12 protein-coding genes are annotated in these 11,846 nt (G+C 72.6%); 11 read left to right on the top strand and 1 reads right to left on the bottom strand.

Annotation, left to right across the window (positions count from 1 at the left end; all coding sequences use genetic code 11):
• Positions 1-18: 18 nt before the first annotated feature.
• Entirely contained in the window at positions 19-309 is a 291-nt protein-coding gene (locus ACZ7OY_RS20870) for an SHOCT domain-containing protein (RefSeq protein ID WP_385529168.1), read from the top strand.
• Between the two features lie 230 nt (positions 310-539).
• On the opposite strand, the gene ACZ7OY_RS20865 is transcribed toward ACZ7OY_RS20870, so the two are convergent.
• Positions 540-1,382 carry a CAP domain-containing protein gene (locus ACZ7OY_RS20865; RefSeq protein WP_471912730.1) on the bottom strand — a complete coding sequence of 281 codons (843 nt, stop codon included), beginning with the start codon at positions 1,380-1,382 and terminating at the stop codon, positions 540-542.
• A 589-nt stretch (positions 1,383-1,971) separates the two neighbouring features.
• Between ACZ7OY_RS20865 and ACZ7OY_RS20860 the strand changes: the two genes are divergently transcribed.
• From ACZ7OY_RS20860 to hypA, 10 genes are all read left to right on the top strand, one after another.
• Positions 1,972-3,933: a hydrogenase maturation protein gene (locus tag ACZ7OY_RS20860; protein WP_471912729.1), complete on the top strand. Its 1,962-nt coding sequence runs from the start codon at positions 1,972-1,974 to the stop codon at positions 3,931-3,933.
• A 119-nt stretch (positions 3,934-4,052) separates the two neighbouring features.
• Positions 4,053-5,141 (top strand): NADH-quinone oxidoreductase subunit B family protein, encoded by a 1,089-nt coding sequence (locus ACZ7OY_RS20855; protein WP_471912728.1) that lies wholly within the window; start codon positions 4,053-4,055, stop codon positions 5,139-5,141.
• 181 nt (positions 5,142-5,322) lie between these two features.
• Positions 5,323-7,107: a nickel-dependent hydrogenase large subunit gene (locus ACZ7OY_RS20850; RefSeq protein WP_471912727.1), complete on the top strand. Its 1,785-nt coding sequence runs from the start codon at positions 5,323-5,325 to the stop codon at positions 7,105-7,107.
• A 50-nt stretch (positions 7,108-7,157) separates the two neighbouring features.
• A complete protein-coding gene (locus ACZ7OY_RS20845) occupies positions 7,158-7,730 on the top strand; it encodes a hypothetical protein (protein WP_471912807.1) in 573 nt (190 codons plus the stop codon).
• Positions 7,727-8,374 carry a DUF5947 family protein gene (locus tag ACZ7OY_RS20840; RefSeq protein ID WP_471912726.1) on the top strand — a complete coding sequence of 216 codons (648 nt, stop codon included), beginning with the start codon at positions 7,727-7,729 and terminating at the stop codon, positions 8,372-8,374. Before ACZ7OY_RS20845 ends, ACZ7OY_RS20840 begins: the two co-directional genes overlap by 4 nt.
• Complete coding sequence (locus ACZ7OY_RS20835; protein ID WP_471912725.1) at positions 8,371-9,108, top strand: DUF6084 family protein; 738 nt, start codon at positions 8,371-8,373, stop codon at positions 9,106-9,108. The genes ACZ7OY_RS20840 and ACZ7OY_RS20835 overlap by 4 nt, the downstream gene beginning before the upstream one ends.
• Entirely contained in the window at positions 9,105-10,547 is a 1,443-nt protein-coding gene (locus ACZ7OY_RS20830) for a hypothetical protein (RefSeq protein WP_471912724.1), read from the top strand. The genes ACZ7OY_RS20835 and ACZ7OY_RS20830 overlap by 4 nt, the downstream gene beginning before the upstream one ends.
• The gene (locus tag ACZ7OY_RS20825; RefSeq protein WP_471912723.1) at positions 10,544-11,107 is read left to right on the top strand and encodes a hydrogenase maturation protease; all 564 of its coding nucleotides are present in this window, start codon (positions 10,544-10,546) and stop codon (positions 11,105-11,107) included. The genes ACZ7OY_RS20830 and ACZ7OY_RS20825 overlap by 4 nt, the downstream gene beginning before the upstream one ends.
• A gap of 10 nt (positions 11,108-11,117) precedes the next feature.
• The gene (locus ACZ7OY_RS20820; protein ID WP_384728049.1) at positions 11,118-11,222 is read left to right on the top strand and encodes a DUF6893 family small protein; all 105 of its coding nucleotides are present in this window, start codon (positions 11,118-11,120) and stop codon (positions 11,220-11,222) included.
• A gap of 227 nt (positions 11,223-11,449) precedes the next feature.
• On the top strand, positions 11,450-11,845 hold the full coding sequence (gene hypA, locus ACZ7OY_RS20815) for a hydrogenase maturation nickel metallochaperone HypA (protein WP_351621160.1): 396 nt from the start codon (positions 11,450-11,452) through the stop codon (positions 11,843-11,845).
• Position 11,846 lies beyond the last annotated feature (1 nt).

The following is an 11,846-nucleotide window of genomic DNA, read 5'->3' as shown; positions in this document are numbered from 1 at the left end:
TGCGAGAAGGGAACCACCGTGCCAGGTCTCCTCCGCGGGGTAGCCCGCACAGCCGTGGTGGCCGGCACGGCCACCGCCGTGTCGAACCGTGTCTCACGCCGTCAGCAGGGCCGGTGGGCCGAGCAGGAGTACCAGCAGGCCCAGGTGCAGGCCGCTCCGCAGCCCGCTGCCCCGCCCGCGACCACGACCCCGCTCACGGACGACATGAGCAGCAAGATCGATCAGCTGAAGCAGCTCGGTGACCTCAAGGCCCAGGGCGTTCTCACCGAAGCCGAGTTCGCGGAGCAGAAGCGCAGGCTCCTCGGCTGAGCTGCCCCGCGGGCGCAGGCCACGAGGACGCGGCCGGGCGGCCGGTTTCCGACGAAGGGTCCGGGCGCCCGACCACGCGGCCGGGCTCCCGATGGGGCGGCCGGTTTCCGACGAAGGGGCCGGGCTCTCGACGAGGCGGCCGGGCTCCCGACCACGCGGCCGGGCTCCCGACCACGCCCGTGCGCGACCGCGCGCGGGCGTCGTCGGGCCTACCGCTGCGGCGCGCTGTCTCAGCGGGCCGTTCCGAAGTCCTGCGTCCAGTAACTGCCGGGCTGCGCGAGACCGACGCCGATCTCCTTGAAGGAGCAGTTCAGGATGTTGGCCTTGTGGCCGGGGCTGGCCATCCAGCCGGCCATGACCTGCTCGGGGCTCGCGTAACCGTAGGCGACGTTCTCGCCGTAGGCGCTCCAGCTGTAACCCGCCCCGGTGATCCGGTCGCCGGGGGCGGACCCGTCGGATCCGGTGTGCGACATGTTCTGGTGCGCCGCCATGTCGGCGCTGTGCGCCTGGGCGGCCTTCGTCAGGGTCGCGTTCACGGTCAGGGGCGAGCAGCCGACCTTGCTGCGCTCGGCGTTGACGAGCTCGACGACGCGCGCGGTGGCCGTGGTCGCCGTGGCGGTGGCCGAAGGCGTCGCGGTCGGCTTCGGGGTGTTCGCCGGCGCCGGGGCGGCCGTCGACTCGGGCGTGCTCGTGGCCGCCGGGGTGTGCGCGGGGGCGGGCGGCGCGGTCCACGGAACGTGCGGGGTGCGGGTGCCGTGCCCGGGTGTCGCGGCCGCCTTGGGCTTGTGGGTCTTGGTCTTCGCCCGGTGGGAGGGGGCGTCGGCCGCGGAGGTGGTCTTCGGCGTCGCCGTCGCGGTGGGGGTGTCGTTCTCGCCGTCCCAGACGCGGTTCCAGAGGAACTGGTCCCGCCAGTCCGCGCTCAGGGTGTGCGCCGCGGTGGGGGTGGAGCCGGTGGCCCCGCTGCCCGGCCAGTCGACGCAGGCCATGGCGGCGGACGGCACGCCCACGGCCGCCACGGCGACGGCGGCGATGACTATCCGCCGGAACTGCTTGCTCTTGCGATGCCTTGCCATGCGTGACCTCACTCGGTAGTCGCGGAGCGCCCTCGTGCGGCTGGCTCTGCGCGGACTCCGCTTCTGCGAGCGCGGAGACGTCCTGCCGGTCGACATTCTTAGGACGTCCTCATATGGGGCGCAAAGGGCGCGTGGACCCCCTCGCTACTACGTCGCTTCGTAGGCTTTGGGGGTTCTTGCCACGAGGGTGGGGGCGTGCTGACCGGGCGTCCGTGGCGCCCTTCGCGCGCCTGTCGACACGTCAGAAAGCCTCAAGGGCAGGACGGTGGGGGCGTACGCCGGGCGGGTGGATCTTCATGGCTTCGGACGGAATGCCCGCTTGGGTCAAGACGGACAAATCTCATATGTCGCCAGAGTGGCATCTACTACCCGGCATGGTTGATACGGAGAGACCGGGTGACGCATGTCACGGAACCAGGTCTTCCGGTTCTGGCCGGCCCTCGTCCGGCGCCCGACGCGGCCCTGTCAAGCTCGCGCGTGCTTTCAGGTGACCTCACCGCCTGTCTCCGCGGTGGAGCGGCTCGGCAACCCCGACCATCGCAGTCGGCGGGGACGTTCTCGTCCGCACCTCGCCCTCCGGGAGGCAGTCGTGCACATCCTGCTCGTGGCCGGCGCGTTCAACAGCCTCACGCAGCGTGTCCATGCCGAACTGCGGGATCGCGGCCACACCGTGGCGGTGGAGCTCGCGCTGCCCGGCCGGTCCCTGCCGGAAGCCGTCCGGCGGCACGCGCCGCAGCTCGTCCTGGCGCCGATGCTGAAGACGGTCGTCCCCCGGGAGGTGTGGTCGGCGTACACCTGTCTGATCGTGCATCCGGGTCCCGTCGGCGACCGGGGCCCGTCCTCGCTCGACTGGGCGATCCACGAGGGCGCCGACCGATGGGGCGTGACCGTCCTCCAGGCCGAGGAGGAGCTGGACGCCGGTCCCGTGTGGGCGTCCGTCTCCTGCCCGCTGCCCGCCGTGGGCAAGAGCGACCTGTACCGCAACGAGATCGCCGACGCCGCCCTCGCGGCCGTCCTGCTCGCGGTGGACCGCTTCGTGAGCGGAACCCATGTGCCGCTCCGTCAGCGGTCACCCGACGCAGCCGACCCGGCCGGAGTCGCCCGCGCGTCCGAGGCCGAAGCCGCCCCCGGGTCCGACGCCGGAGTCGCCCGCGCGTCCGAGGCCGAAGCCGCCCCCGGGTCCGACGCCGGAGTCGCCCGCGCGTCCGAGGCCGAAGCCGCCCCCGCGTCGGCGGTCGAAGCCGTCCCCGCGTCGGCGGTCGAAGCCGTCCCCGCGTCGGCGGTCGAAGCCGTCCCCGCGTCGGCGGCAGAAGCCGCCGCCGCGACCGCAGCCGAGGCCCTGCCCGGCCTCGCGGCCGCCATGGTCGTCCTGCCGCGCACCCGTCCCTACCTGGACCAGAGCGTCCGGCGCATCGACTGGTGTGCGGACGGCACGGAGACCGTCCTGCGCAAGCTGCGGGCCGCGGACTCGCGGCCCGGGGTGCTGGACGTGCTGCTCGGCGGGGAGTGGTATCTCCACGGCGGTCACCCCGAGAGAGGGCTGCGCGGCCGCCCCGGCGAGCTGCTGGCCACCAGGGCCGGGGCGCTGTGCCGGGCGACGAAGGACGGCGCCGTGTGGATCCCCGAACTGCGGCCCCGCCGTCGACCGGGCGGGCCGCGCACCTTCAGGCTGCCCGCCACGCAGGCCCTCGGCGACCGGCTGCCCGCGCTGCCGGAGCTGCCCGCACCCCCGCTGTCGTCCCCGCGAGCCCACAACGGCACCTGGACGGACATCCGTTACCGGGAGGACGGCGAGACGGGCTTCCTCTCGTTCTCCTTCCCGGGCGGCGCGATGAGCACCGGGCAGTGCCGCCGGCTGCTCGCCGCGTACCGGGAGGTCTGCGAGCGGCCGACCACGGTGCTCGTGCTCGGCGGTCCCCGTGACTTCTTCTCCAACGGCATCCACCTCAACGTCATCGAGGCCGCCGCCGACCCCGCCGCCGAGTCCTGGGCGAACATCAACGCCATCGACGACCTGGTGGAGGCGGTGCTCACCACGACGGACCGGCTGGTGGTCGCCGCCGTGGCGGGCAACGCGGCGGCCGGCGGCGTGATGCTCGCGCTGGCGGCCGACGAGGTGTGGTGCCGTTCGGGCGCCGTACTGAATCCGCACTACCGCCTGATGGGTCTGTACGGCTCGGAGTACTGGACGTACACGCTGCCGCGCCGGGTGGGCTCCGCCACGGCCGAGCGGATCATGAGTGAGGCGCTGCCGATGAGCGCCGTGGGCGCCCGGCGCGTGGGCCTCGTGGATCGGGTGCTCGAGTGCGCTCCGCAGGACTTCCCGGCGCGGGTCGGCGCCCTGGCGTCCCGGCTGGCGTCGCTGCGGGGCGCCGGCGCACGGATCGCCGCGAAGAAGGCGGAGGCCGAACGCCGGCAGGGCGTGGCGCCGCTGGCGGGTTTCCGGGAGCGGGAGCTGACCCGGATGCGGCGGACGTTCGAGGACCCCGACGCCCCCTACCACGCACTGCGTCGCGCGTTCGTCCGCAAGGACGGCCCGCTGCGCTCATGACATCGCCGTCACCGGAACGGCCCACGCCGACGACCCATCGGGTCCCGATCGCTGATAGCAAGAACAGTGATGGTCGAAATATTTGCTTTTGTTCCTCAAAGCCGCGAGGAGGCGGTCCCATGACTGCAGCAACGCCGCGCCCGGTCGACGCTGCGGACGGCGGAAGTGCGCCCGCAGACGAGGCACCCACGATCCACATTCTCTGGATCAACGCAGGGCTGAGCTGCGACGGCGACTCGGTCGCGCTGACGGCCGCCATGCAGCCGAGCATCGAGGAGATCGTGCTCGGTGTGCTGCCCGGCCTGCCGAAGATCCAGGTGCACTGGCCGCTGATCGACTTCGAATGCGGTCCGGTCGGTGGCGCCGACACGTTCATCGAGTGGTTCTTCAAGGGGGAGCGGGGCGAGATCGACCCGTTCGTGCTCGTCGTCGAGGGGTCCATCCCCAACGAGGCGATCAAACCCGAGGGCTACTGGTGCGGCTTCGGCGACAACCCGGAGACCGGCCAGCCCATCACGACCAGTGAGTGGATCGACCGGCTCGCCCCGAAGGCGCTCGCGGTCGTCGCCATCGGCACCTGCGCCACCTACGGCGGCATCCACGCCATGGCCGGCAACCCGACCGGCGCCATGGGTGTGCCCGACTACCTCGGCTGGGACTGGAAGTCGCAGGCCGGCATCCCCATCGTGTGCGTGCCCGGCTGCCCGATCCAGCCCGACAACTTCTCCGAGACGCTCACGTACCTCCTGTACCAGGCCGCTGGCGCCGCCCCGATGATCCCGCTGGACGACAAGCTGCGTCCGGCCTGGTTGTTCGGCGCCACCGTGCACGAGGGCTGCGACCGCGCCGGCTACTACGAGCAGGGGCAGTTCGCCGAGACGTACGACTCGCCGAAGTGCCTGGTCAAGCTCGGCTGCTGGGGTCCGGTCGTCAAGTGCAACGTGCCCAAGCGCGGCTGGATGAACGGCATCGGCGGCTGTCCCAACGTCGGCGGCATCTGCATCGCCTGCACCATGCCGGGCTTCCCCGACATGTTCATGCCCTTCATGGACGAACCGCCCGGGGCCCGGGTGTCCAGCACGGCGAGCGGCGCGTACGGCGCGGTGATCCGCAAGCTGCGGTCCGTGACGGCCAGGACCGTGGACAAGGAGCCCAAGTGGCGCCAGACCGGGGAGCGCATCACCACCGGCTACCGGCCGCCGTGGTGAACCCCCGACCCACGTGAACCCCCGACCCACGTGAACCCCCGACCCACGTGAACCCCCGACCCATGTGAACCCCCGCCCCATGCGAGCCCCCCGGTCCACGTGAGCCCCCGATCCATGTGAGCCCCCGACCCGACCCACCCCCCCCCACACCCGCGCGCAACGAAGGGCACGGCACACCGAGATGGCACCGACGACGAAAGCGGCCGGCGACGGCACCGGCCTGGTGGAGATGGCCTGGGACCCGATCACCCGGATCGTGGGCAGCCTGGGCATCCACACCAAGATCGACTTCAAGCAGAAGCGGGTCGCGGAGTGCTACAGCACCTCGTCGGTCTTCCGCGGATACAGCGTCTTCATGCGCGGCAAGGACCCCCGCGACGCGCACTTCATCACCAGCCGCATCTGCGGCATCTGCGGTGACAACCACGCCACCTGCTCGGTGTACGCCCAGAACATGGCGTACGGCGTGAAGCCCCCGCACCTCGGTGAGTGGATCCTCAACCTCGGTGAGACCGCGGAGTACATGTTCGACCACAACATCTTCCAGGAGAACCTGGTCGGGGTCGACTACTGCGAGAAGATGGTCAAGGAGACCAACCCCGGTGTCCTGGAGCTGGCCGAGCGCACCGAGGCCCCGCACGCCGCCGAGCACGGCTACCGCACGATCGCCGACATCATGCGCTCGCTGAACCCGATCGAGGGCGAGTTCTACCGCGAAGCCCTCCAGGTCAGCCGCTACACCCGGGAGATGTTCTGTCTGATGGAGGGGCGCCATGTGCACCCCTCCACGCTCTACCCGGGCGGTGTCGGCACGGTCGCCTCCGTGCAGCTCTTCACGGACTACCTCAGCCGCCTGATGCGGTACGTCGAGTTCATGAAGCGCGTGGTGCCCCTCCACGACGACCTGTTCGACTTCTTCTACGAGGCCCTGCCCGGGTACGAGGAGGTCGGCCGCCGGCGTGTGCTGCTCGGCTGCTGGGGGGCGCTGAACGACCCCGAGTACTGCGACTTCACGTACGCCAACATGACGGACTGGGGCCGGCGGATGTTCGTCACCCCCGGTGTGATCGTCGACGGCAAGCTGGTCACCAACGACCTCACCGAGATCAACCTCGGCATCCGCATCCTGCTGGGCAGCTCCTACTACGAGGACTGGGAGGGCCAGGAGCAGTTCGTCACCCACGACCCGCTCGGCAACCCGGTGGACCCGCGCCACCCGTGGAACCAGCACACCATCCCCGCCCCGCAGAAGCGGAACTTCGACGACAAGTACAGCTGGGTCATGTCACCGCGCTGGTTCGACGGCAAGGACCACCTCGCCCTGGACACCGGCGGCGGCCCCCTGGCCCGCCTCTGGTCCACCGCCCTGTCGGGACTCGTCGACATCGGCGGCGTGAAGGCCACCGGGCAGAGCGTGGTCATCACCCTGCCGCGCACCATGACCAAGCCGGAGACCACCTTCGAGTGGAAGATCCCCCGGTGGTCCAACGCGCTGGAACGCAACCGCGCGCGCACCTACTTCCAGGCGTACTCCGCCGCCGTCGCCCTGCACTGCGCGGAGCAGGGGCTCGCGGAGGTCCGGGCCGGACGGACCCAGACCTGGGAGAAGTTCGAGGTCCCGGACGAGAGCATCGGCTGCGGCTTCACCGAGGCGGTCCGCGGCGTGCTCTCCCACCACATGGTGATCCGCGACGGCAAGATCGCCAACTACCACCCGTACCCGCCCACCCCCTGGAACGCCAGCGTCCGCGACTCCTACGGCACCCCGGGCCCGTACGAGGACGCGGTCCAGAACACCCCGATCTTCGAGGAGAACCCCCCGGAGAACTTCAAGGGCATCGACATCATGCGGGCCGTCCGCAGCTTCGACCCCTGCCTGCCGTGCGGCGTCCACATGTACGTGGGCGGCGGCAGGACCGTGCAGAAGATGCACGTGCCCACCGGTCTGAGCGGACTGGGCGGTTGAGCGCGGTGACGTCGACGGACACGGCGCCGTCGACGAGGACGGCGAGCGCGGTGAACGCGGCGAGCGCGGCGGGCAGGGTGAGTGCCGAGCAGGCCGGCCGCCGGGTCGAGGAGGTGCTGGACCGGCTGGCGGCCGGCGGGGACCGCGCCGCCGCCGAGGCGGCCGAGGAACTCGTCAGATCCCTCATGGACTTCTACGGCTCCGGTCTGGCCCGTGTCGTCCGGCTGCTGTCGGCGGGCGCCGGCCGGCGCCCCGGTGGCGACGCCCTGTCGGTCCTGCTCGGCGACGAACTGGTGGCGAGCCTGCTCGTCCTGCACGATCTCCACCCCGAGGACCGCGACGCCCGTATCGCCCGTGCGCTGGACAGCGTCCGGGAACACGCCCTGGAGGTCGCGGACTTCGACGAGGCGACCGGCACCCTGGAGTTGCGGACCGGCGCGGCGGACTCGGGTTGCGGCTGCGCCGCCACCGCCGGATCCGCCCGGCAGGCCGCCGAGGACGCGCTCGCCTGCTTCGCGCCGGAGGTGCGGGCGGTCGACATCCGCACCACCCCCGCGGGACCACCCCTGCTCCAGATCGGCAAGGGCCCGGGCGGCGCCCCCACGGCGGCGAGGACACCATGAGCGCATCCCGCAACGGCTCCGGCGGCCTGCGCAGATTCCTGGCCGAGCGGCCGCCCCGCCCCGAGCGGTGCGAACTGTGCGCGGTGGCGGTGCCCGAGGAGGACCACCGCCACCTGGTCGACACCGAGAAACGGGCACTCGTCTGCGCCTGCACCGGCTGCGCCCTGCTGATGGAGCGGCCGGGCGCGGCGGCCGGCCGCTTCCGCGCGGTCCCGGACCGCTACCTCACCGACCCCGGCCACCACCTCGACGAGGCCGCGTGGGAGGCGCTCCAGATCCCGGTCGGCGTCGCCTTCTTCTTCCGCAACGCGGCGCTCGACCGGCTGGTCGCCCACTACCCCAGCCCGGCCGGGGCCACCGAGAGCGAGCTCGAACCGGCGGTCTGGACGGCGGTGCTCGGCGACAGCCGCCTCGCCGGACTGCTCGAACCCGACGTGGAGGCGCTGCTGCTGCGGCGCGTCCACGGGCGGTGCGAGAGGTACCTCGTACCCATCGACGTCTGCTACGAACTGGTGGGCCGTATGCGGCTGTTGTGGCAGGGCTTCGACGGCGGGGCCGAGGCCCGCGCCGCCCTGGACACCTTCTTCGCGCAGATCGCGGTCCGAGCCGAGCCGGTACACCTGGCCGAGGCGGGCCGACCGTGACGGAGTTCTCGTTCGCCTGCACCGGCGTACGCGCCGACCGGTACGCCGCCGGGCCGACCCTCGTCTTCCGGCTGAGGGTCACCGCGTCCGGCGGCGCCCGCGTGCACGCCCTCGCGCTGCGCTGCCAGATCCGTATCGAACCCGCCCGCCGCGGTTACGAGCCCGCCGAGGCCGAAGGCCTGAAGGACCTCTTCGGCGAGCGCTCGCGCTGGGGGAGCACCCTCCAGCCGGTGCAGTTCGCCCAGGTCTCGGTGATGGTGCCCAGCTTCACCGGCGAGACGGAGACGGATCTCGTCGTGCCCTGCACCTACGACCTGGACGTCGCCGCCAGCCGCTACCTGGACGCGCTCGACGGCGGCGAGGTCCCGCTGCTGATGCTCTTCTCCGGTACGGCGTTCACCGGGGCCGGAGGATTCCGGGTCGAGCCCGTGCCCTGGGACCGGGAGGCGTCCTTCCGGATGCCGGTCACGGCCTGGCGGGAGATGGTCGAACAGCACTTCCCCGGGTGCGGCTGGATCCGGCTGCCCCGCGCCACCATGGACGCGCTGCTCGCCTACCGCTCCCGCCACGCCCTGCCCTCCTGGGAGGCGACCCTGCGGGCGCTGCTCGACGACAGCGCGCCCGCCCACCCACCGCGTACGGACCCGCCCCGCACCGAAGGCCTCCGTACGGACGCCCTTCCCGCCGATCCGTTCGCGGCGCTGACGCGAAGCACCGGAAGGACCGCCCCGTGACCGTGACCGCCTTCACCCCGGCCACCGAGGAACGGTTCGCGCTGGCCCGGCAGGTCGCCGACGCCGTCCTCTTCGAGGGCTACGTCCTCTACCCGTACCGCGCCTCGGCGGCCAAGAACCGGCTGCGCTGGCAGTTCGGGGTGCTGGTGCCGCCCGCCTGGGGCGCCGAGTGCGAGGAGCACGAGTTCCAGCACACCGAATGCCTGATGGAGCCGAAGGCGGGCGCGACCCTGTCGGTCGAGCTGCGCTTCCTGCACGCCCGGCGGCGGACCGTGCAGCGGTTGAACCCGGACGGCGGCTTCGAGACGGTTCCCGAACTGCGCCTGGAGGACCGGGTCCTGGTCCCCTGGGACGAGGGAGCCGAGGAGCACGTCGAGGTCGTCGCCGCGGTGGACGACCTCCTGGGCGACGGCGTCACGGCCCCGTTCACCCGGCCCGCCCGGGAGGAGACCGAGCCGGTCCTCGACGCGGGCGGCCGCACCGTCGGCCGGCTGGTGCGCCGGTACGAGCGGGTCGACGGCGTCGTGCGGCTGTCGGCCTGCGAACTCGACGGCCCCTACCGGACGCTGCGGCTGACCGCCGTGGTCGAGAACACCGGCACCTGGACACCCCCGGACGGGCGGACCGCCGACCGGGACGCCGCGCTGCCGCACTGTCTGGTCGCCGCGCATCTGCTGATGGGCCTGAGCGCCGGGTCGTTCCTGTCCATGACGGATCCGCCGGAGTGGGCGAAAGGCGCCGTCGCGTCCTGCCGCAACCTGCACACCTGGCCCGTGCTCGCCGGGGAACCGGGCCGCGCGGACCTGGTGCTGTCCTCGCCGATCATCCTGGACGACCATCCCGCGATCGCCCCGGAGAGCCCGGGAGCGCTCTACGACGCCACCGAGATCGACGAGATCCTGGCACTGCGCACCGCCGCCCTCACCGACGAGGAGAAGCGCGAGGCCCGCGGGACGGACGAGCGGGCCGCCGCGGTGATCGACCTGGCGGACTCGATGCCCCCCGAGGTCCTGGAACGCCTGCACGGTGCGGTACGCGGCCTGCGCGAGGTGACCGGCGCCGGACCGGCGAACCCGGTCGGCGCCGCGGGCCCGGGATTCCCGGACGAGTTCGGCGTGCAGCGCCAGGACACACCGTGGTGGGATCCCGCGAGCGACGCCGGCTTCGATCCGGCCCGAGACCGCGTCGTGGTGGAGGGCCGCTCGCTCGGCGCGGGGAGCCGCGTACTGCTGCGGCCGGGCCTGCGGCGCACCGACGCCCAGGACCTCTTCCTCCAGGGCCGCAGCGCCAAGGTCGAGGCGGTGCTGCACGACGTGGACGGCGCGGTGCACCTGGCCGTCACGGTCGAGGGCGACCCGGGCGCCGACATCCGCCGCGAACAGGGCCGTTACCTGTACTTCCAGCCCGACGAGGTCACACCACTGGAGGACCCCGTATGAACGCCTCCGCGGACCGGACCCACGCCCCGGACGGCAGGGTCCTGGTCGCCGGCATCGGCAACATCTTCCTCGGCGACGACGGCTTCGGGGTCGAGACCGTGCGCGCGCTCACCCGCAGACGGCTGCCCGACCGCGTCGAGGCCGTGGACATCGGCGTACGGGGCGTGCATCTCGCGTACCAGGTCCTCGACGGCTACGACACCCTGATCCTGGTGGACGCCACCCGGCGCGGCGAGGCACCCGGAACGCTGTACCTGATCGAACACGACGGCGCGGCAGGGGAGGCGGCGCCGCCCGGTGCCGCGCTCGACGGGCACCGTATGACCCCCGACACCGTGCTCGCGCTGCTGGGGACCCTGTGCGCCGGAACCGGCGGACAGCCGCCCGGGCGCGTGCTGGTGGTCGGCTGCGAACCGGCCTCGGTGGAGGAGGGCATCGGCCTCAGCGCGCCGGTGGCCGCCGCCGTACCGCAGGCCGTCCGGCTGATCGAAGAGTTGCTGCGGGCCGACGAGCCGGGAGAGTCCGCGCCGCGGGCCACGGTCGGCGAGGCCGCGAAGTGAGGAGACAACCATGCTGAAGACCCTTGCCTGTGGCGCGGCCGCGGCCGTCGTCGCCGCCGTCCTCGTGCAGTCCCTGCCGGACATCAGACGCTACTTGCGCATGCGCAGCATGTGAGCCGGTGCCCTTCCGGCGGGCCCCGCACCCGGTGCCCTTCCGGCCGGAAGGGCACCGGGTGCGTTGCGGCGAACGGCGTACCCGCCCGGCCGGCGACGGCGCGCCGGTCCGCCGCCCCCGGACGGCTCCCTTCTAATGAGGGCGGCGGACGCTCCGCCCGACGGGCCGGTCGACCCCCTGGCGGTCGGCGGCGGTCGGCGCGGACCGGCCCGGGCGGACGGAGACCGATGCACGAGATGTCCATCGCGCTGGCGGTGATCGGCCAGGTGGAGGAGGCGGCCGAGCGGGCCGGTGACGTCACGGCCGTGCGCTCGGTACGGCTCCTGGTGGGCGAACTGGCCGGTGTCGTGCCCGACGCCCTGGCCTTCTGCTTCGAACTGGCCTGTGCCGGGACCGTCCTCGAAGGCGCCGAACTGGTCACCGAGACCGTGCCGGGACGGGCCCGCTGCGCGCCGTGCGCGCACGAATGGGCCGTCGGCATCCCGCCCCTGCTGAGCTGCCCGCGGTGCGGCGGAGCCGGTACCGACCTCCGGGCGGGCCGTGAACTACAGATCGCCGCAGTGCACTGGGACGACGGCAGGACGCCCGAACCAGCCCGCGAACCGATCCCCGAGGAGCGCTGAA

It is taken from the genome of Streptomyces sp. NPDC107559 (assembly GCF_055657365.1).
Note: the sequence above shows the minus strand (reverse complement) of the source record. Positions and strands in the feature narration are given on the sequence as shown.